Origin of the sequence: Marinomonas gallaica (genome assembly GCF_049821165.1) — a bacterium.
GTDB lineage: Bacteria > Pseudomonadota > Gammaproteobacteria > Pseudomonadales > Marinomonadaceae > Marinomonas > Marinomonas gallaica.
The window spans coordinates 3,714,198-3,733,295 of record NZ_CP187511.1; the positions used below are offsets into that span (position 1 = coordinate 3,714,198).

Consider the following 19,098-nt stretch of genomic DNA (forward strand, 5'->3'; position numbering starts at 1 on the left):
TTACGAAGACTCTTTATGTTGGCACTTCACAAACGCTTATCCTATAAACAAGCTAAATGGGCCTTAGTACTCCTGATTGCTATGGGTATCTTAGGTAGCTCTTTTCAAATATATACGGATTGGCACGAAGAAAAAGAAAATATCACAGGCCGCATAATAGGGACATTAGAGACCGTAGAAAACGCCGCAACCGAGTCAGCCTATACATTAGACGCCAACTTGGCTAAGCAAGTTGTTGCAGGATTAATGCGAACCAATGTATTTATTGAAATCGTACTAACAGACGATTTAAACAACCAAATGGCTTACTACAGTAGGCCTGCCTCTTCCAATGCTTTCAGTTGGGTGTCTCATTACCTAGCCATTGATTTAAAGCAGACGTATACCCTAGAGCTCAAGCGAGGCAAGCTTAAAGTCGGTGAACTGATTGCCAACATCGATAATGGAGCCGTCACAGAAAACTTTATTCGTCGCAATCTTCGCTTGATCACGACCGCAATCCTGGCAACGCTCGTATTAAGCGCTGCGTTCCTCACCTTAATTTACCTTCAAACGTCGCGACCTTTATCAAGATTTATTCAACAGCTTGAAAGTGTTGGCCGTAGTAAATTCAGCGATGGCGATGTGCATTTCACTGAAATTAAACGTGACGATGAACTCGGCGTCCTGGCTAGGACCTTCACAACGCTATGGCACCAACGTCAAACCGTAGAGGCAGAGCTCGAAAAGCGCGAGGCCTATTTTCGCGCCGTAATGCAACAATCACGTGAATGTATGCTACTGACGTCTCAAACAGGGCAAATACTAGATTATAACGACGCGGCGATACATTTATTAGGCTATCGAGAATCTAGTATCAAATCGATGAACCTAAAAAACATTGATCATAAATTTAACCAAGAAGTATTGATCGATTGGTCACAAAATGCGCTCGGAAAAGTCTCTACGTTTGAAACCCGTTATGTACGTCATAACGGCACCATGGTGCCCGTTGAAGTATGTGCCAGCATGATCACATTGGAGAATATTCCCCGCTATCTTGTCTCTGTTCGTGACATCACTCAGCGAATAAAGGATCAAGAGCAGGTCAAATACCTCGCCTACTATGATGCTTTAACCAACCTGCCTAACCGACGCCTTCTGCATGACCGCTTAGAAAATGCGATCGCTGTCGCCCGAGAACATCGTCATATTGGTGGTGTTCTGTTTATCGATCTAGATCGTTTTAAAACCATTAATGACTCCATGGGACACCATGCGGGTGATCAGCTGCTTATTGAAGTATCAAAGCGTATCAACACCTTAATCTCTAAAGGAGACACCGCGTCTCGCCTAGGCGGCGATGAGTTTGTCTTACTGTTACCAGATATCTGCCACGATATGCAGGATGCACAAGCCATGGTGTCTCATCTTGCAGAGCAACTTTTGGGCACGTTGAGTACCGCCTTTGTCATTCAAAATGTAGAACTTTATGTATCAGCCAGTATTGGTATCAGCCTGTTCCCTCTGGATCAATCAGATGGCATGCGTATATTACAACAAGCCGATACCGCGATGTACAAAGCCAAAGAAAGCGGCCGTAGTGGCTTCCATTTCTACCGTAGTGAAATGCAACAGTTTGCAACGGAACGCTTAAAAATGGAAAAAGCATTACATCATGCATTAGAACGGGACGAGCTCTATTTAGTCTACCAACCTCAAGTAAATGGTCAGGGAGAACTCATCGGCTTTGAAAGTCTGGTGCGCTGGTTAAGCCCTGAGCTTGGGCCGATTTCACCAGCTGAATTTATTCCTATCGCAGAGGAAACTGGCTTAATAGCGCCTTTAGGTGAATGGGTGTTGATGGAAGCGTGTCGTCAATTGCGCACATGGCAACATGTCGTTGGTCTACCAGCAAGCTTTAAAAGCCTAGCGGTAAACATCAGTCCATTTCAATTTTCAAGCGAAGACTTTGTCGAGCAAATTCAACACGTTATTGATACCACAGGAGTTGATGCCGCTCAGCTCGATTTAGAGATCACCGAAGGCATGTTGGTTGAAAACATCAAAGCCGTGGCCGCAAAAATGCATGCCTTACAACATCGCGGTATTCGTTTTTCTATTGATGACTTTGGTACTGGCTATTCATCTTTACGCTATTTACAGCATTTACCATTAGATCAGTTGAAAATTGATCAGTCTTTTATTCGAGACATTACAGAAGACCCCAACAGCTACGAAATCATTAATACGATTATCTCCATGGCAAAACATATGAAGCTGTCCGTCATCGCAGAAGGTGTCGAAACTAACTTTGAAGAAAACATTCTAAGCAGCATTGGCTGCCATCGATTCCAAGGGTTCTATTTCTCCAAACCCTTAGACAAGCATACGGCTACACAATGCTTAATAGAAAAAAAACGCTTCCCGTTGCAGCTTAATGAAGTGTCTACCACATCCTAAATTGACACTCTTAAAGCCTGATATATTGAAACAAAAACTAGAACGTTAACGCCTCATGCCACGACATATCCGAGGCGATAACTTTCGCTGGAGAGCCTGCAGCGACTTCATTATTGGCAATGCTTTTTGTCAACGTGGAATTGATCCCAACGATAGAGCCCTCGCCAATGGTAACCCCTTTTAGTACCGTAACATTATCAGCCAACCAAACAGAACAACCTACAGTGATGTCTTTAGCAAAATTAACACGCTGTCCCGCTTTCAAAATATCATGGCCATCACTGGTCATCAGCTTTACGTTACGCGACAACATACAATCAGCACCAAGTGCTAAGCGTGTGCCTTCTTCACGGGATGACAGATAGCAATTCTCACCAATCACGCACCTTTCGTCGATCGTAATCGAACAGTTGTTACCCAAAATTTCTATGTGTACATTACGGAGATTGCACCCTTTCGCAATTCGTAAATGGTTATTTCGACCTTTCACTATGATCTTACATCCGCGAATTTTTGCAGAAGCATCAATCGATACATGATTGCCTTGCGCTACCTTCATCTTATTTCTCAGGTTTAATTTTAGAAAATCAATAACGTTCATAAAGGGTCCAATTCAAATCAACCAGCAGCACAAAAAGCACTTATCCGACAACATAAAAGCAAAGAATACGCTTGAGCGACTAAGCCACGCAAGCTAGAGCAATGATATCGACTAAAATACGACGCTGATAAAAAACATTGTGTCTAATACTTAAACAGCAGCTGCTTTCAAGCTAGAATGGCGCAAAATCTGAGAAACACCCTAGAATACGAATAAGCGAGTCCATCTATGAAATTGTTCATTAAACTGATCCGTAACTTACTTGGAGGCATCATAGCCTTACTTGACTTAATTACCCGTGGGTCTAAAAAGAAGCGTACTCCTGAGCAGCAGCAGGAAGTGAATCAAGCAGCACAAGATCTTACCCTTTACCAATTTTTTGCTTGTCCGTTCTGCACTAAGACTCGACGCGCGATTTACAAGCTCAACCTTCCAGTGGAAAAACGCAGTGCCTCCGAAGGATCGCCTTACCGAGAAGAGCTAAAACAAGGCGGTGGTAAAGTAAAAGTACCTTGCCTGCGCATTGAAAAAGACGGCCAGACAGAATGGCTGTATGACTCGAAAGAAATCATTCGCTACTTAGAAAACCGCTTCGCTTAATGACTTTAAATAAGCGTCCCCTTAAAGTGCCCCTGAGATAAATCAACGGGGCATTTTTTATTTCCACCGTACTTCTCCACGCTCAATAAAGAACCACATTCCATCACATGAATGCCATCATATAAAATGAAAACGAATCTCAATATCACTTGAAAACAAAGATTTTCTCCCTACAATAGACGCCAATAATTCTCGTTTACACTATAAGGATACCTATGAAACGTTTCGTTTTGGCAGCGTTAACAACCTCGCTTATGGCTGCATCTGCTCATGCTGACATCCAAACCATTGAAGATGTATTAGGGCGCAGCGTAAACGTTGATGTCCCCGCTCAACGCGTCGTTCTAGGTTTTTATGCTGAAGACTATATGGCTATTGGAACCGAACAGGCCTTTGATCACGTTGTAGGTATCTCTCGAGATACATGGGAAGCTTGGCGCCCTGCCAGCTGGAAGTTATATACAGATTACCGCCCATCACTTAAACAAATTCCCGATGTTGGCGAAGTCGAGTCTCAGACGTTTTCCGTTGAAAAAATCATTAGTCTAAACCCTGATGTTATCTTACTAGCAGACTGGCAATACAAAGGTTTAGGCATGGACGTGGACACCTTGGAAGAGGCAGGCATTCCTATTGTCGTGGTGGACTATAATGCTCAAACACTTGAACGCCATCTCAAAAGTACACAAATCATTGGTGCTCTGACCGACCAAGAAGACCGCGCGCAAAAAATTTCTGACGAATACGAAGCATTGGTGGAACACATTCATACCACCATAGAAAACGCCCAACAGCCCAAACCTCGAACCTATATAGAGTTTGGTAATCAAGGACCAAGTGAATATTCATTTACCTATGGTAAAAACATGTGGGGCGCTATGGTAACCAGCGCAGGGGGCGACAATATTGCCGCGCCTTTTGTTGAGTGGTGGGGGCCGATGAATCCTGAGCAAGTGTTAGCATCAGACCCGGAAGTCATCTTCATTACTGGTACTGAAACAGGAAAACAATCGAACGCTATGGTCATGGGCCAAGGTATTCGACGAGAACAAGCTAAAGAAAGACTTGAAGGTTTTACTAAACGACCAGGCTGGGAAAGCTTATCAGCGGTAGAAAACAACCGCGTATATGGAATTTATCAAGGCGCTTCTCGAACCATCCTTGATGGTAGCATGTTGCAGTTTATCGCTAAATCTCAATACCCTAAATTGTTTAAGGAGCTAGATCCTGAACAACACTATCTGGATTTTTATAAACGCTATTTACCTGTTGTTCCAAAAGGTACTTTCACCGTCAGTCTTGATAAGTAACTCAATAAGAACGCATAGCAAGGCAGACTTTCATGTTTTGCTATGCGACATTAGGAAGATGTGAACATGATTAAATTTTCAACGCCTATACTCTTAAGTATGGTATTGATAGCGACTAATAGCCTCGCCAAAGATTGGCAAATTCAAATGCTAAATTACGGTGAATCAGGATCTATGGTCTTCGAACCAGATTACATTCATGCCAACGTTGGCGATACAGTGACCTTTATTCCAACTCAATCAGGGCACAACGCCAAGTCTTATATTGTCCCTGAAGACAGCTCGGCTTGGTCAAGTAAGTTAAATCAGGAGCATACCCTGTCTTTAGAAAATGAAGGTGTTCACGTGTATTATTGCCCACCACATTTAATGATGGGGATGGTAGGCGTTATTCAAGTTGGCAATGCCAAAAACCTTGAAAAAGTGTCTAGTAAATACCCTCGTTTACGTTCCAAGATTGCATTACAACCTGAACGAGTCGATACAACCATCGCTAAAATCCGCTAATTTTTACTAGGCGCTCGCCCAAGCCATCACATATTCTCTGTGGCCTGTGTGCTCATTCAGCTGCTCACTGGCTACTTTGAAACCTTGCGACATATAAAAACCTATACTCGGCTCATTCGCAGCATAAACCGTTAACGTCAGCGCTTTTTGCTGAGCTTTAGCATGCGCTAGTAAGCACTTACCTACACCTTTAGCTTGCTCATCTGGTGCCACAAACAATGCCGCCAAAGTGCTATTAGTCAGTGCGTAAAAACCCACCACTTTGCCCTGTTTTTCGTACACGTACACTTTTGCAGAAGGTAAGTAAATATCGCGCATCGCTTCAACTTGCGAAGCCCAAAAATCAGGCGCCACAAAATCATGCGCTTTAATAGAAGCGGTTAACCAGATACTCAGTACCACATCCATATCGCAGTCTTCAAACGCCCGCACGCCGTCTAAAGCACCTTCGCCCAACAATCGACCTACACGATCTTTCGCTTGGTGCTTTACCCCATCGTCAATACACGAACCGACAGCCACTAACGCCGCTCCAATCATGCCGATATCATCGGTGTACCCGAGCAATGGTGTTAAATCGGGAATCGCGTCAATCGGCGTCAGTAAATACCCTAACGCCCCATAGATTGCAGTCTTATGAGCGAAAGTACAGTTTTTGTGCTCCGTCGCGTAATACAACGTAAACGCTTTTTCTAACCCTGATCGACCAATCGAACCAGCATAACGCTTACACTTCGTCCAAAAGCTCACGTCATCGTAGGCACAAGCGTATTCCTCGGCGGCTTCCGCCACGCTCATCGGCTGCTCAAGTAGATCATCATCGATCTGAGGATCATGACTCTTTCGCTTAAACGTCAGCTTATTAAACATGCCACTCCTCCATCATTTGCTGTCTATCGGCAATCGCGCTATGAATACAGTATGTCTTAGTAAAGTATAAAAATAAAAGTTCAAATCAAAAAATGCCCCGCTGTTTTCACAGAAGGGCATTTAGAAAAGCACTGGAACGCTGAAGAATTACTGTTGAACCGATTTTGCCAGCTCGGTAATCTCGTCCCACTTACCCGCTTGTACAAGATCCGTCGGTACAATCCAAGAACCACCAACACACAGTACACTTTCAAGTGCCAAGTAGTCTTTGTAGTTCTTTTCATTAATGCCGCCTGTTGGGCAAAAACGGATATGAGGCATCGGGCCAGAAAACGCTTTAAGCGCTTTTACACCACCGTTCACTTCCGCAGGGAAGAATTTAAAGTGGTCGTAGCCGTATTCAAGGCCCAACAAGATATCAGAGATGGTCGCCACAGCCGGCAAGTAGGGAATATCATATTCTTTGCCGACGGCTAACAAATCAGGTGTCAGGCCAGGACTAATAATAAACTGGGAACCTGCTTCAACCGCTTGTAAATATTGCGCACGTGAGCACACTGTTCCAGCACCGACGATCGCATCAGGTACTTCTTTACGCAGTGCAGTAATTGCCTCTAGTGCGGCGTCGGTACGAAGCGTTACTTCTAAAACAGGCACGCCACCTGCAACCAATGCCTTACCAAGATTGACGGCTTGCTCCACATTATCCACAACAATAACTGGGACAACTGGCGTTGCTGTCATCACTTGAGCGGCGGTATAAGTTGTCATAATAAAGTCCTTAACTTAATAATCGTGCCAGTTACGGCCATCTTTAATCGGAAGCGCCATAGACGCAGCGGGTCCCCAAGAACCAGAAGCATATTCTTTTGGACGCTCACTGGTTTGGCTCCAAGCGGCCATAATGCCATCTACCCATTTCCAAGCGGCTTCCACTTCGTCGTAACGCATAAACAATGTTGCATCATCACGCATAACATCAAGTAACAAACGTTCGTAGGCTTCAGGGCTGCGCTTGTTATTAAACGCTTCACTTAAACTTAAGTTCAAATCAACGGGCTGCAGATTCATACCTTCTCCCGCACCCGGTACTTTGTTCATGACCGTTAAAGAGATTTTTTCTTCTGGTTGCAGGCGAATAATCAATTGGTTACGTTGCAGCTGACGGTTACTTTCATCATTAAAGATGCTGTGCGGGACCGACTTATACTGAATCACGATTTCAGAATAACGCTGACCTAAACGTTTGCCAGTACGCAGGTAAAAAGGCACACCAGCCCAACGCCAGTTATCAATATCCGCTCGTAGCGCAACGAAGGTCTCAGTTCGAGACTCAAGGTTAGAGCCTTCTTCATCGAAATACCCTTTAACGTCTTTACCGTTAATCATGCCTTTCGCATATTGGCCACGTACAGTCTTGGTGTAAGCATTCGCCCCTTCGATAGGACGCAGAGCTTTTAACACCTTGATCTTTTCATCACGAACTGAATCGGCGTCGTTGCGACCAGGAGGTTCCATCGCCACCAAGCACAACAACTGCACTAAGTGATTTTGAACCATGTCACGTAGCGCACCCGCTTTGTCGTAGTAACCCCAACGCCCTTCTACACCAACGGTTTCAGATACAGTGATCTGAACGTTATCAATGTGCGCGCTGTCCCATAATGGCTCAAACAAGGTATTACCAAAACGGATCGCGAGGAGGTTTTGTACCGTTTCTTTACCTAGATAATGGTCGATACGGAAAATTTGTTTCTCACCGAAGTTTTGCGTCACTTCATCGTTGATCGCACGTGACGAAATTAAATCACGGCCTAACGGCTTCTCAAGCACCACACGCATGCGCTCTTGGTTTAAGCCATGATTGGCAAGCGACGAACAAATTGAACCAAATAGATCCGGTGACGTAGCTAGGTAAAACACGACATCTTTCTCGTCGTCGCCAACATTGTGTTCATTAAACCGAGCAAAGTCAGACTCTTCCTGCGCATCAACAGAAACATAGCTCAAACGCTCTTTAAAACGTGGCCACGTGTTTTTATCACCAACGCTGGTAGGTACGAATTCATTCAAGGCTTCGCGCACTTTGTCTTGGTAATCCTGCGCGCTCATGTCACGGCGTGACGCACCAATAATGCGGGTATTTTTTGCCAGCAGACCGTCTTGGTCTAAATGATAGAGAGCTGGAAGAAGTTTGCGCATGGCCAAATCACCACCGCCACCAAAAATTACCACATCACAGGCTTTTAAACTTGCCTTCATCTTTTTCTCTCCGGTTCTATTAGGCTTGATCTACAAGATACGATGCGTAGTTGGCGCACCCTACCAGCCCTGGGTATTCAGACATCACAACAAACGTCGGGATCGGCGATACAAATGCCTTCATACGACCTTTATCTTGCATTGCGTCACGAAACGCACTGCGCTTAATATGCTCTAGATAACGCGGCACAATACCGCCTGCGATGTATACACCACCGCGTGTTTCAACAGATAAAATTAAATCTCCAGTGAAGCGTCCTAGAAAGGTAAAAAATTGAGCAAGTGTCGCGTCAGCTATAGGGTCATCGCCTCGCTCTAAGGCTGCACCTATTTCAGGTGCAGATAAACGTTTTGACGTACCTTCTCTTAAAGCCAGTGCTTCATAAATGTTTTCCAGTCCCATGCCGGATATAACACGCTCAGCGGAGACACGATGATGACGATCACGAAGGAAATGTAAAATATAGTCTTCTTGGTCATTACACGTCGCTAAATCCACGTGTCCGCCTTCACTAGGCAAAACAATATTTACGCTATTCTCTTGTGGAACCACACACGCAACACCGAGTCCCGTCCCCGCACCCAATACCCAAGCTGCGGCTTTAGGATCGACTGCTGAAGGCTCACCAATCTGCACCAACTCTTCCGAAGGAATCACTTCAAGACTGTGAGCAATGGCATCAAAGTCGTTCAGCAACGCAATTTTTTTATCAGCACCAAAATGCTCTTGGATCTGCTGGCGAGTAAAATGCCACGGATTGTTAGAAAAACGAATCACATCTTGGTTCACTGGCCCTGCAATAGCTAAGACAATCGCATTAATAGAGTCAAAGTCCACACTACATTGATCAACATAAGCAGAAACGGCATCAAAGAAAGACTCATACTCTTTGCATGAGTAAACGCTCACTTCCTGTGGTTGGTATTGATTGATCGGTACCAAGGCAAAACGTGCGTTTGTCCCTCCCAAATCCGCGATCAAAGCATGAGACATAGTAAACCTCTTAGGAGTTTTAATTTTTTTGAAATTTTACAACGAAAAAGCGTGTAAAAACACCTGAACAGAAAAATAATACCGGCCAAAAATGTAATTTTATTACATTTAGCGTATTTTGTTCAGAAATTTGAAGACTTTCGTAGGAACAGATCGCTTGCGGTTGTTTTTGTAGTTATAGAGACGCTCGTCCGCTATTTTCAGCAATTGCTTATAGCTACTAGGGGCATCAGATAATACGCTAGCACCACCATAACTGATGGTGATTGGCACAAGATTGCTTTTGTAACGTAAAGGATTCGATTGCAAGTAGTCATGAACAGACTCCGCAATCGCGATGGCTTGCTCATAACTTTTCCCAGGTATTACAAAAACAAACTCGTCTCCGGCAAAACGGAACACCAAACCCTGCTTATACACATGCCGCAAAAGACGTTTCGCTATGTATTCTAGCACTTCATCACCACAATTGTGCCCTAAAGTGTCGTTGATCGATTTAAAAGCATCGCAATCAATAAAGACAGCGGTTAAATCCCGATTTTGACCTTTACAGCGAGCAAATTCTCGCTCAAGCATCAACTCTAGTTGGCGGCGATTAAGTAAGCCAGTAAGGGGATCGCGGGTCGCTAGATATTCTAATTTCTCCCGAGCGGTCACATTGCTCAAACAAATGGATATTTTAATCGATAACTGATCCAACAGGAATGTATCCTTGGTGGCAGAATCATAGCGGGTTGGGTCTTGGTCAGCTTGGCAAAATAGCCCCACTAACTCACCGTCTATGGTCAATGGAGAAATCGCTACGGACCCAACAATGCCTCGATAAGACTGTGGGATCACTTCCCAATAACGCTCGATATCTTGGTTGACCTGTACTGTTTTAATGCCCGTACCGATTGCATCGATCATTGCACTGCGTCGCGTGAACAAAACGCGATCTTTTAAACCAACGGTTTTTTCTAAGGTTTCAATCAGATGGGCAAGAGGGGCTTCATTAATAAGGTTGACCCAAACGAATGGGACATTAAATTGTTTTTGCACTTCTTTAGTAAGCGTGGAGACAAACTGATCACAACGGCCAATCGATAGAATACAACGCTCAATGTCAAAAAACTTCAGCGCGATCTGCTCGTTATGCCTTACGTTATCTATTAGCTCATCTATATTGTGCATCCAACCAACCTAATCAGACTTGGGAACTAAGCGATTTGCTAGCTAAGCACTATCCTCTCTTGGTAGTGTCTAGATTTTGCGCAAACATCACTTTATTCAATACCTTTATAAACGTACTGTCTATGAAAAACTTTAGCTTAATTTGCTGACTTTATTAAAGAATTTATATAAATGCCGATAACATAACTATCCAAGAGACGTGGCATTTATGAATATTAGAGACGTTTTAGAAACACAGCTAACCCATGAGGTGAAAGCAGGCGCTCGGGTATCCGGGAACGCCAACTTTGCACTGTTCATGAGTCTCTTTAGCCAGCCAGGGCCAAGTCTACGCAACGCAGAAGACACGCTGAACCAACACCAACCTCATGCGGTCAACCGTCCAATCCAGTTCTCAGCAGGGATTGGCAGTAACCCAACGGCCAACATTGCTTTGCTTAAAGCTCTCAGCCACGAACCTCTAGCGCAAGGTGCGGCCTCTGCTTACAACGCCGTAGACGCAGTCGACAACTTACTGACAGCTCAAGCCTAACCCACACCTTCTCCACACATTGCAAAAATACGACTCCACGCTCTACCGTGCTCCCGAGAAGCCATTAAATAACGCTGCCACTCACTGCTTGACGACTTCATATCAAACTGACCAATAAATTCGCGCCACTCGGAATGATCAATTGGACTTTGTACCCCTAGCTGTTGCACCACAGGTAATACTTGATAAGCCACAGTGTTTATACGCGCCATGTAAGGCTGTAAAACATCGATATAATGTTTTTCAAACTGCTGCCTAAGAAAGTTTAATGGAGCACCACATATTTCCTGACTTTGGCTTAATGGTTCAAGCGCCGCACTGGTTTGCTCTAAGTAATGACGAATATGACTCATGCTGTACAACAACTTCCCCAGATACTCACTTTCATAAATAGCCTTCATGTCGGCTTCGATTTGAGCACTGCTTACTTGCGGAATCTCATCTAAATGATCACTAACACGTTTAAGATGCTGTAACGCAGTGATCAATTCTTGGTAGTGGGACTCAGCAGGAGAAAGCGGAAGATAACCATTAGCCATGCTAAATAATGAGGCCGTTTCTTCTCCGGCCCAGAGCATATTAGACAAAGCGAACGGCAGTTCACTGGCTTTTACTTGCGCCACATTGGTCAACTTTGTCGCAAGTTCGGTATTCTCTATCTCACAGGTTCGAATCGCATGAATAATCGCCAGCTCGTATACAAAACGCTGACTTGTCGCCATGACCCGTCCAAGTATACTATTGCGTTGTCCAGCTAAAGCGCCAACATCACAGCGTTGCAGAGACAAAAATTCTAATAAGCCAACATCAAATTGACTCAACTCCATCTGCCGTGTCCTCAATGCTGGCATTGGCAGCAATGACACGTTTGAATCCACCTCGATTTGAACAAACGCTGACCGATTCAGGTCATTTAAATAGGATTCAAAAAGCGCCTGTGGAGCGAAACGGCGATCACAACCTGCCAGCAGCACACCCAATAGCAATAATATAATCGATTTTCGAGAGAGCAATAACGTCATGATGAACACTCTTTTAATTCAAAAGCGCGAAGAAATATCTGAAACGCGGGTCGCTAAAATGGTCTTCCCAAGTACCACAAACCACTATGACACGCTCTTTGGTGGTGAAGCACTCAAGTGGATGGACGAAGTGGCTTACATTGCCGCAACACGCTTTGCCCGCAAGCAAGTGGTTACGATTTCGACAGGGCAAGTGGATTTCAAACGCCCTATCCCATCCGGAATTTTAGTCGAGCTTGTCGCCCGTGTCGTAAAAGTTGGCCGCACTTCTTTGAAAGTCGAGGTCAATATCTTCCTAGAAGAGCTCTACAGCGATAAGCGAGAAAAAGCCATTACCGGCCATTTTAATTTTGTCGCAATCGATGAGCATAAAAAGCCGACGCCTATATTTGAAGAGTAGTGCCATATATTTATAACGCATATGATTAGCACAAAAAAAGGAAATGACGCCAATACACTCATTAACATCGAAGACCAGCCGATATAAAAACACATATATTTTTATATCGTATACAAGGAGTGTCACATGAGTGATTCGTTATCAATGAATCTCAAAGCGATTAGACCTGCCTCTTCCATGGTTTCTGAAACAGGGAAGCTTTCAGGCGATCGCAATGTCACAAGCTATGCTGAAAAGTCACGCCAGTCACTTGATGAACAACGTGGCGCCTCATCAGGCAGCCCAGAAATGCGCAAACTAAAGAGCGAATTGGCAGATCTACAAATAGAACTAAAAGCCGCGCTTCAAGAAGGCGGTGGCGATGAAGCACAGCAAAAGATCCAAATGATTCAAGCTAAGATCGATCAAATAAACGCTCGGATTCGTGAGCTAGAAAAGCAAGAAACAGAAAAACGCGAGCAACGAAACAACCCTAATCGAGAAGACAGCGATCAAGCCAAAACCGATATCACTGCGCTTGATATGGGCGCACTGATCAATATTAAAGTTTGAGCGCTATGGTCGCTAGGCAAATGTATTGATATACAACGCTTCGACCTTGTCTCTTGCCCACTGGGTTTTGCGCAGGAATTTTAACGAAGACTTAACCGATGGATCATTACTAAAACACTTTACATTGACCTCTTTATAAAGACCTTCCCAACCGTATTGCTCAACCAAACGTGTGAGAATTTTTTCTAGGCTTAACCCGTGTAGTGGGTTGTTCTGTTGCGCATGGCTCATTGGGATTCCTATATCTATGAGACCGCCTAATTAGGCAAAAAGGCAGTCTAACAGAGAATGTGTTAGAAGCTCGAATTTGGCTGCTGTAAAAATGACAGCTCTTCTTGGCTAGAGTTACGCCCTAAGATTTCATTGCGATGAGGGTAACGCCCAAAACGATCGATAATGGCTTTATGTTGCTGCTCAAACTTTAAATTATTGTCATTGCCAAGTGCGGTAAATAATACCAGTGCTTGCTCATGAATCTGCTTGGATTCACTGTGCATAAAGGGCATATATAAAAAGCTTCGTTGCGTCTCGGGCAATTCAAGATCAAAGCCCTTTGTAATGGCCGTCTGTGCCAACGCCAACGCGAGTGGATCACTGGCAAAAGACTCAGGCTTATCGCGGAAAATATTGCGAGAAAACTGATCCAATACAATGATTTCCGCCAAGCTCCCTAATGCGGTACTGCGCCACTCAAACAATTCGCATGCCTTAGCTTGAACATGAAGCGCTTCAAATCGATGCTTAATCGCTGCATCCAATGCCGCATCTTTTTGCCACCATTGCTTCGCTTCAAGCTCGGAAAACCAAAAGTCGATAACCGATTGATACATAGAGTACTCCCACATCATTTAAGGTGTTGTTCGTTTAACAATGTTTAAGCTACGACCACGAGGCTCATCTACTTTTTGCAATACGATGTCCGAATGTAAAAATTCTGCCGCCGCGGCAGAGTCTTGTACTTTCACTGAGCTGCGAGCCAACATTTGCGCTTCAAAGTCTGTGAGGATCGCCTCTCGAATGCCCTTGTCTCGCCAAGCAGACAGTGGCCAACATCCAGTAGAAATATCTCGCGCCAACCCCAGCGCATCCAGTAACGCTTGGTTCGCGCCTTGACCTTTAAAGGGGCTCATCGGATGCGCTGCGTCACCAATAAGCGTCGCTTGCTGTGCATCAAAAAAGTGCTCAGGCGTTAACAGTTCTCGGTCATAAACAGGGTAACCGGAGACCAAAGCTTCATCGGTAGCAGATAAGATTTGTGGAATCGGATCATGCCATTGAGTTCGACGGCGCGCTTCTTCTTTTAAAGCCACTGGTCCTTTTCCACTAAGCTGAAGCGCTTCTTCTTCACTCATTCTAAAGCTTAACTGCCACATCACGGAATTGGCTTTGTAAGGCATGATGTAGATTCGCTCATTTCCATTGGCGGTCTGAAATACCGTCGCCGCATCTAACAAATCACTTTGCAGATCATCAAGCGCCTCTAAAGCGCAAATGCCTAAAATCACAATACAGCCAAGGTAACGTAATGGGGTTTGCGCCTCCCCAATGATCTGCTCGCGCACAATACTGCGAATGCCATCGGCTCCGACGACTAAATCTGCTTTGGCGTGTTTTACCTCACCAGACACATTCAGCGTCAGATCGACACGCCCTTCCGGTGACCTTTCAAACGACATTAATTGATGGTTCCATTGCACGTTATTTTGGCGATCAAGTTGTTGAATCAACGCTTGTCGCAACGATTGACGCGCCACATGAATATTCGTGCGCTTAGGCGCTGTTTTAGTGCCTTCGTGTACCCACTTGCGCATGCCCCATTCACCAACGACCTTTCCCTCAGGGGTGTGAACCACGTGTCGTGTCGACACAACGCCTTCAGCCAACGCAGTGATGCCTAACCCCGCCATCTCTTTATTGGCTTGCTGAAGCGTCAACCCATAGCCTTGAGAGCGCGCATCAAAACTGCTGTCACGCTCATACAGTGTGTAGGGAATACCGCGATGCAAACACGCCACTGCTAATGCCACCCCGCCGATACCGCCACCAATAATGGCCACGTGCGGATACGCTTCATTCACTGGTAAAAAACGATTACTAGCAAGCAAACCGCTGCCGTGGCACTTCCAGCATGTTTCTGGGTGCCCTTTGGGGCGCTCTGGTGCTTCGCCTTCACCGCCTTGATCTTCGAAGGCAGCCAACTCTTTTTGATATTGTAAACGTACTTTTTTGCGCAACCGTCGGCTACGCTTGCCTCGGCCTTGGCACTCGGAGCACATCGCCCAACAGCGCTTTTCACTTTCTACATTGGTCACAGTTTAAGTCGCCTGATTATCCTGTTCTTTAATAAGCGAATGATAGCTGATCCAGACACAACTGGGGGACTCGCTTATGCTTTTTTCAACCGACACTGGCATTAAGGTCAGAAAATAACGACTGAATGAGTCAGTAAAGAAAGTGTTTTGGTATGATACGCAATCACGGTAAATCATGAGTAATGCGTTAACGTAGGACAAGAAATGAAAGACATCGAATTTTCAAAAGATCAAAAAGATAATATGGTGCATAAAGTAAAACGTTATTTTGACGATGAATTAGACCAAGACATTGGTGCCTTTGAGGCAGAGTTTCTAATCGATTTTTTGGCTAAAGAACTTGGACCCTATTTTTATAATCGCGGGTTACAAGACGCGCAGCAAGCGTTGAATGACAAAATGGAAGAAGCCAATTACCTCATCCATGAGCTGGAGCAACCAGAAGGCTATTTATAAGTTAGCCTGTCTAAATTAAACGATTCATTGTCTCATCTGGCCCTTGGATATAACTCCCTACATGATGGCTGAAGTCCTTTTGCCTCACTTTATCGACTAGATATAGCAAGTCATCTGGATAAGATCGACGTTGAGGCAACTCGCTAAATGGGACCCATTCTACCGCTTGGATAACGGACTCATCGTTTAAGCCTTCTAAATTCTCTAAATGAGGTTCCCCAGTGTAATTCGTCACATGATAGTAAAGCTCGATATTATAGCGATTCGTCTCACATTCTAAAAATTCACGGACACAAATAAGCTCGCCGATTGTGGTTTCAATACCGGCTTCTTCGAAGTATTCACGGCGTAGGCAGCCTTTGCTTGTAACGTCTTCAGGCTCAAATCCACCGCCTGGCGGCACCCAATACTCACCGGTTTCATCTTCTATTCGAAGTAATAAAATAGCGTCATGCCGAATCAATATTCCAGCGGCGCGAATACGATGCTCCACGTTTACTCTCTCCCTATCGAATAAATGACAAGTACTTGTGACCAACTTAGATTAACAATCAGAAATCTTAGCTTTTTTTTATGAACCATTTCTAGACTTCTTTCGTACCATTACGCCTAACCGTGGCGTAATCTGCAGTGACGCAAATAGACCTTAAATCGATGTACTTAGATTAGCTTTATTTGCACTCTTAGCACGATAAAAGTAAATGCCTTTTTTACAGCAAATGCATACGGCATGCTGCTATAAAAACAAGCATTAGCCGCGTAGAATGGCGCCAAATAACTCAACCTTTACAGAATGAGCGAAGTTAATGACTCAAACACTTACAGGTGAAAACTTGCGCGCAGCTAAAGCTAAGAAAGTAGCTGTTGTTGGCGCAGGAGTCGCGGGCTCGACCATCGCATTACGTCTGGCCGAGCTGGGAATCGATACAACCCTAATCGAGAAAGGTCCAAGCTTAGTCAATGGCCCTCCATTTTGCCATTTACATGCGGGCGGTAATCTCTACCGTGAAATTTCAGACCAGCAGTGCTTGACCTTGTTGCAGCAATCCATCGACACAACAAAAGTCTACGCGCAGAGCATCAATGTACGTCCAACGGTTTTGGCCGTACCAACATCGGATCCAAGTGAACCTTTGGACTTATTGCCTCGCTTGGAAAAACTACGCACACAGTATCAAGTACTGGTCGATCAAGATGCCAGCAACGAAGTATTAGGCAAACCTGCTGATTACTTTCGTTTGTATGACCGAGCAGAAATTGAAGCCATTGGGCAAAGACCTCTACCAGAACAAGCACAATGTGACGAAGATTGGTTGGTCGCGTTTGCCAAACAGGTAAATTTAGACACGATAAAATTTCCTTTGGTTGTCGTTCAGGAGTACGGTTTATCCGCTTTTCGTTGGGCTGCAATCGCGAACCTCGCGATTGACCGTTTGCCGAGTTGTCACCTTCAAACTCATACCAGTGTTGTCGACATTCGCCGCAGCGAAACCGGTAAAGGCTGGCAAATCATCACCAAACCGGCATCCCGAAATTCAGAATCAACGGTCAATCAAGACGTTCAAGTGACTGAGTACGATTACGTAGTAAACGCCTGCGGTTTTAAAAGTGGTGAGCTAGACGATATGATCAAGGCCAAACGACAACGTATGGTCGAATTCAAAGCGTCTTTTGTCACACATTGGCCAGAGTGCCAAGGCCTATGGCCTGAAATTGTTTTTCATGGTCAACGCGGTACACCTCAAGGCATGGCGCAGTTAACGCCCTACCCTGGTGGTTACTTCCAATTACATGGTATGACGCAAGCGATCACTTTATTTGAAGGCGGTTTAGTTGCCAGTAGTGAGCAAAGTGCGCAGCCTAGATTGGCGCCACATTTTATTAAAAAAATTGATGAGCAATGGCCAGAGCACTTAGTGACAGAGCGTACGGTTAGTAATATTGCGCATATTGCTAAATTTATCCCTGACTTTAAATCCGCAAAAACCGCGTCAAAACCGTTATTTGGTGCGCAGCAAATTCCAGGGGAAGACCCAGATTTACGAGCAGCGGATGTCTCGTTTGATCAGCAAGGCTACGCACGTGCCGAAATTGTCAAAGCCTCCTCAGCTTTAGCAACGGCTGATGCCATTTTGAAGGACTTACTCGAAACAGGTGTGATCAAATCGGAGCTGGCGCAGCACTACTTAACTGAGCATTACTTCCCAGTGACAAAGCAATGCCGAAGCGATGAGATTACTAAACTGGCGGAACAATTTGCCCGCGACCGTCACTATCCAGATGCGCTGGCGAGGAACTTCAGCTAACACTTAAAGAGTACGTCATAAACAAAGCTTGGTTATTTGGCCAAGCTTTGTTTTAACATTTTGAACCTAGCTCTTAGAAGCAATAATAGATCATTGAAGCATCGGGGTTTGCATGCCATGAACCAGATACACGACGGCGTTAACTTTGGCAGATAGCGATAATGACCCGTAATTGGGTAATCAAACAGCATATCCTCAAGTTCTGGCCCATAACCAATATTATGAACCATTAATGGCCGTTCTTGGTCTTTTGACCAGAGATCTGAAACGATGCCAATGTGTGGCTTATTGCCTGGTAGCATCCATGTGACAATATCTCCTGATTGATACTGAGCCCCCTGCTCATAAATAGGCAACTCACTACCATGACGACTGAAAAATGTTTGTAGGTTCGGGACACGCCGGTGATCAATATTAGCGTCGGGGCGCTTTAGTCCCCAAATTCTATTCGACGGATAGAGTGAAAAGTTAGCCGTCATATCCTCGTGCACCCGCTCTTGAAGATCTATCCCCAACGCTCGATAGCTGCGAATAATTACATCAGTGCATACGCCAAAATGCGCAGGAACATCGCCATTGGGGTAATCCAGTTTATAATAACTGCCATGATAAATGACATAATGCTTTGTGCGTTCTTTCGCGGCGTCGGAAAGAGTCACAATATCGGGTTGATCAGCAAACGAGTAAGTTGTTGCACATAGTATGAAAAAGAGTGCGTTAAAGCGTCTCATATTAATCCCTTAAAGCCCTTTCTGCTCT

General features: G+C 44.7%; 21 protein-coding genes. 9 read left to right on the top strand and 12 right to left on the bottom strand.

Features of this window, described 5'->3' with window-relative positions; genetic code table 11:
* Positions 1 to 15: 15 nt before the first annotated feature.
* On the top strand, positions 16 to 2,442 hold the full coding sequence (locus tag ACPUEK_RS17590; protein WP_425641646.1) for a putative bifunctional diguanylate cyclase/phosphodiesterase: 2,427 nt from the start codon (positions 16 to 18) through the stop codon (positions 2,440 to 2,442).
* Between the two features lie 37 nt (positions 2,443 to 2,479).
* Here ACPUEK_RS17590 and ACPUEK_RS17595 read toward each other — a convergent pair whose 3' ends face one another.
* On the bottom strand, positions 2,480 to 3,001 hold the full coding sequence (locus tag ACPUEK_RS17595) for an acyltransferase (protein ID WP_425641647.1): 522 nt from the start codon (positions 2,999 to 3,001) through the stop codon (positions 2,480 to 2,482).
* 270 nt (positions 3,002 to 3,271) lie between these two features.
* Between ACPUEK_RS17595 and ACPUEK_RS17600 the strand changes: the two genes are divergently transcribed.
* The 3 genes from ACPUEK_RS17600 (at position 3,272) to ACPUEK_RS17610 (ending at position 5,460) form a co-directional block, all read left to right on the top strand.
* Complete coding sequence (locus ACPUEK_RS17600; protein ID WP_067032164.1) at positions 3,272 to 3,643, top strand: glutathione S-transferase N-terminal domain-containing protein; 372 nt, start codon at positions 3,272 to 3,274, stop codon at positions 3,641 to 3,643.
* A gap of 215 nt (positions 3,644 to 3,858) precedes the next feature.
* Positions 3,859 to 4,953: an ABC transporter substrate-binding protein gene (locus ACPUEK_RS17605; protein WP_425641648.1), complete on the top strand. Its 1,095-nt coding sequence runs from the start codon at positions 3,859 to 3,861 to the stop codon at positions 4,951 to 4,953.
* Positions 4,954 to 5,019: 66 nt separating this feature from the next.
* Positions 5,020 to 5,460, top strand: coding sequence for a pseudoazurin (locus ACPUEK_RS17610; protein WP_425641650.1), 441 nt, complete (start codon positions 5,020 to 5,022; stop codon positions 5,458 to 5,460).
* A 6-nt stretch (positions 5,461 to 5,466) separates the two neighbouring features.
* On the opposite strand, the gene ACPUEK_RS17615 is transcribed toward ACPUEK_RS17610, so the two are convergent.
* From ACPUEK_RS17615 to ACPUEK_RS17635, 5 genes are all read right to left on the bottom strand, one after another.
* Positions 5,467 to 6,330 carry an N-acetyltransferase gene (locus ACPUEK_RS17615; protein WP_425641651.1) on the bottom strand — a complete coding sequence of 288 codons (864 nt, stop codon included), beginning with the start codon at positions 6,328 to 6,330 and terminating at the stop codon, positions 5,467 to 5,469.
* Positions 6,331 to 6,477: 147 nt separating this feature from the next.
* Positions 6,478 to 7,101, bottom strand: a complete 624-nt coding sequence (locus tag ACPUEK_RS17620; protein WP_425641652.1) for a bifunctional 4-hydroxy-2-oxoglutarate aldolase/2-dehydro-3-deoxy-phosphogluconate aldolase — start codon at positions 7,099 to 7,101, stop codon at positions 6,478 to 6,480.
* A 15-nt stretch (positions 7,102 to 7,116) separates the two neighbouring features.
* On the bottom strand, positions 7,117 to 8,592 hold the full coding sequence (gene zwf, locus ACPUEK_RS17625) for a glucose-6-phosphate dehydrogenase (protein WP_067216645.1): 1,476 nt from the start codon (positions 8,590 to 8,592) through the stop codon (positions 7,117 to 7,119).
* Positions 8,593 to 8,611: 19 nt separating this feature from the next.
* A complete protein-coding gene (gene glk / locus ACPUEK_RS17630) occupies positions 8,612 to 9,586 on the bottom strand; it encodes a glucokinase (RefSeq protein WP_425641653.1) in 975 nt (324 codons plus the stop codon).
* Between the two features lie 108 nt (positions 9,587 to 9,694).
* Positions 9,695 to 10,759, bottom strand: coding sequence for a GGDEF domain-containing protein (locus tag ACPUEK_RS17635; RefSeq protein WP_425641654.1), 1,065 nt, complete (start codon positions 10,757 to 10,759; stop codon positions 9,695 to 9,697).
* Between the two features lie 208 nt (positions 10,760 to 10,967).
* On the opposite strand from ACPUEK_RS17635, the gene ACPUEK_RS17640 reads away from it, so the two are divergent.
* A complete protein-coding gene (locus ACPUEK_RS17640; RefSeq protein ID WP_425641656.1) occupies positions 10,968 to 11,291 on the top strand; it encodes a hypothetical protein in 324 nt (107 codons plus the stop codon).
* Here ACPUEK_RS17640 and ACPUEK_RS17645 read toward each other — a convergent pair.
* Positions 11,288 to 12,313: a DUF3080 family protein gene (locus ACPUEK_RS17645; protein WP_425641657.1), complete on the bottom strand. Its 1,026-nt coding sequence runs from the start codon at positions 12,311 to 12,313 to the stop codon at positions 11,288 to 11,290. The genes ACPUEK_RS17640 and ACPUEK_RS17645 overlap by 4 nt on opposite strands.
* Between ACPUEK_RS17645 and ACPUEK_RS17650 the strand changes: the two genes are divergently transcribed.
* Both ACPUEK_RS17650 and ACPUEK_RS17655 read left to right on the top strand, forming a co-directional pair.
* Positions 12,312 to 12,713 carry an acyl-CoA thioesterase gene (locus tag ACPUEK_RS17650; RefSeq protein ID WP_231872552.1) on the top strand — a complete coding sequence of 134 codons (402 nt, stop codon included), beginning with the start codon at positions 12,312 to 12,314 and terminating at the stop codon, positions 12,711 to 12,713. The two genes, ACPUEK_RS17645 and ACPUEK_RS17650, sit on opposite strands and share 2 nt — an antisense overlap.
* Before the next feature lie 126 nt (positions 12,714 to 12,839).
* On the top strand, positions 12,840 to 13,265 hold the full coding sequence (locus tag ACPUEK_RS17655) for a hypothetical protein (RefSeq protein ID WP_425641658.1): 426 nt from the start codon (positions 12,840 to 12,842) through the stop codon (positions 13,263 to 13,265).
* Between the two features lie 12 nt (positions 13,266 to 13,277).
* On the opposite strand, the gene ACPUEK_RS17660 is transcribed toward ACPUEK_RS17655, so the two are convergent.
* The 3 genes from ACPUEK_RS17660 to ACPUEK_RS17670 form a co-directional block, all read right to left on the bottom strand.
* On the bottom strand, positions 13,278 to 13,496 hold the full coding sequence (locus ACPUEK_RS17660) for a VF530 family DNA-binding protein (protein ID WP_067032191.1): 219 nt from the start codon (positions 13,494 to 13,496) through the stop codon (positions 13,278 to 13,280).
* Positions 13,497 to 13,558: 62 nt separating this feature from the next.
* Positions 13,559 to 14,095, bottom strand: coding sequence for a DUF924 family protein (locus tag ACPUEK_RS17665; RefSeq protein ID WP_067095399.1), 537 nt, complete (start codon positions 14,093 to 14,095; stop codon positions 13,559 to 13,561).
* 18 nt (positions 14,096 to 14,113) lie between these two features.
* Positions 14,114 to 15,577, bottom strand: a complete 1,464-nt coding sequence (locus ACPUEK_RS17670; RefSeq protein ID WP_425641659.1) for an FAD-dependent oxidoreductase — start codon at positions 15,575 to 15,577, stop codon at positions 14,114 to 14,116.
* A 204-nt stretch (positions 15,578 to 15,781) separates the two neighbouring features.
* Between ACPUEK_RS17670 and ACPUEK_RS17675 the strand changes: the two genes are divergently transcribed.
* The gene (locus tag ACPUEK_RS17675; RefSeq protein ID WP_067032197.1) at positions 15,782 to 16,033 is read left to right on the top strand and encodes a DUF2164 domain-containing protein; all 252 of its coding nucleotides are present in this window, start codon (positions 15,782 to 15,784) and stop codon (positions 16,031 to 16,033) included.
* 10 nt (positions 16,034 to 16,043) lie between these two features.
* Here the strand turns inward: ACPUEK_RS17675 and ACPUEK_RS17680 are convergent, their stop codons facing one another.
* On the bottom strand, positions 16,044 to 16,526 hold the full coding sequence (locus tag ACPUEK_RS17680) for an NUDIX domain-containing protein (protein ID WP_067216667.1): 483 nt from the start codon (positions 16,524 to 16,526) through the stop codon (positions 16,044 to 16,046).
* Between the two features lie 313 nt (positions 16,527 to 16,839).
* Between ACPUEK_RS17680 and ACPUEK_RS17685 the strand changes: the two genes are divergently transcribed.
* Positions 16,840 to 18,339, top strand: coding sequence for an FAD-dependent oxidoreductase (locus ACPUEK_RS17685; protein WP_425641660.1), 1,500 nt, complete (start codon positions 16,840 to 16,842; stop codon positions 18,337 to 18,339).
* 32 nt (positions 18,340 to 18,371) lie between these two features.
* On the opposite strand, the gene ACPUEK_RS17690 is transcribed toward ACPUEK_RS17685, so the two are convergent.
* Positions 18,372 to 19,070 carry a DUF1287 domain-containing protein gene (locus ACPUEK_RS17690; RefSeq protein ID WP_425641661.1) on the bottom strand — a complete coding sequence of 233 codons (699 nt, stop codon included), beginning with the start codon at positions 19,068 to 19,070 and terminating at the stop codon, positions 18,372 to 18,374.
* Positions 19,071 to 19,098 lie beyond the last annotated feature (28 nt).

Excerpts from the sequence above, each read along its gene's own strand:
- ACPUEK_RS17590 (WP_425641646.1), top strand. The coding sequence starts at position 16 with ATGTTGGCACTTCACAAACGCTTATCCTATAAACAAGCTAAATGGGCC.
- ACPUEK_RS17595 (WP_425641647.1), bottom strand. The coding sequence starts at position 3,001 with ATGAAGGTAGCGCAAGGCAATCATGTATCGATTGATGCTTCTGCAAAA.
- ACPUEK_RS17600 (WP_067032164.1), top strand. The coding sequence starts at position 3,272 with ATGAAATTGTTCATTAAACTGATCCGTAACTTACTTGGAGGCATCATA.
- ACPUEK_RS17605 (WP_425641648.1), top strand. The coding sequence starts at position 3,859 with ATGAAACGTTTCGTTTTGGCAGCGTTAACAACCTCGCTTATGGCTGCA.
- ACPUEK_RS17610 (WP_425641650.1), top strand. The coding sequence starts at position 5,020 with ATGATTAAATTTTCAACGCCTATACTCTTAAGTATGGTATTGATAGCG.
- ACPUEK_RS17615 (WP_425641651.1), bottom strand. The coding sequence starts at position 6,330 with ATGTTTAATAAGCTGACGTTTAAGCGAAAGAGTCATGATCCTCAGATC.
- ACPUEK_RS17620 (WP_425641652.1), bottom strand. The coding sequence starts at position 7,101 with ATGACAACTTATACCGCCGCTCAAGTGATGACAGCAACGCCAGTTGTC.
- zwf (WP_067216645.1), bottom strand. The coding sequence starts at position 8,592 with ATGAAGGCAAGTTTAAAAGCCTGTGATGTGGTAATTTTTGGTGGCGGT.
- glk (WP_425641653.1), bottom strand. The coding sequence starts at position 9,586 with ATGTCTCATGCTTTGATCGCGGATTTGGGAGGGACAAACGCACGTTTT.
- ACPUEK_RS17635 (WP_425641654.1), bottom strand. The coding sequence starts at position 10,759 with ATGCACAATATAGATGAGCTAATAGATAACGTAAGGCATAACGAGCAG.
- ACPUEK_RS17640 (WP_425641656.1), top strand. The coding sequence starts at position 10,968 with ATGAATATTAGAGACGTTTTAGAAACACAGCTAACCCATGAGGTGAAA.
- ACPUEK_RS17650 (WP_231872552.1), top strand. The coding sequence starts at position 12,312 with ATGATGAACACTCTTTTAATTCAAAAGCGCGAAGAAATATCTGAAACG.
- ACPUEK_RS17645 (WP_425641657.1), bottom strand. The coding sequence starts at position 12,313 with ATGACGTTATTGCTCTCTCGAAAATCGATTATATTATTGCTATTGGGT.
- ACPUEK_RS17655 (WP_425641658.1), top strand. The coding sequence starts at position 12,840 with ATGAGTGATTCGTTATCAATGAATCTCAAAGCGATTAGACCTGCCTCT.
- ACPUEK_RS17660 (WP_067032191.1), bottom strand. The coding sequence starts at position 13,496 with ATGAGCCATGCGCAACAGAACAACCCACTACACGGGTTAAGCCTAGAA.
- ACPUEK_RS17665 (WP_067095399.1), bottom strand. The coding sequence starts at position 14,095 with ATGTATCAATCGGTTATCGACTTTTGGTTTTCCGAGCTTGAAGCGAAG.
- ACPUEK_RS17675 (WP_067032197.1), top strand. The coding sequence starts at position 15,782 with ATGAAAGACATCGAATTTTCAAAAGATCAAAAAGATAATATGGTGCAT.
- ACPUEK_RS17685 (WP_425641660.1), top strand. The coding sequence starts at position 16,840 with ATGACTCAAACACTTACAGGTGAAAACTTGCGCGCAGCTAAAGCTAAG.
- ACPUEK_RS17690 (WP_425641661.1), bottom strand. The coding sequence starts at position 19,070 with ATGAGACGCTTTAACGCACTCTTTTTCATACTATGTGCAACAACTTAC.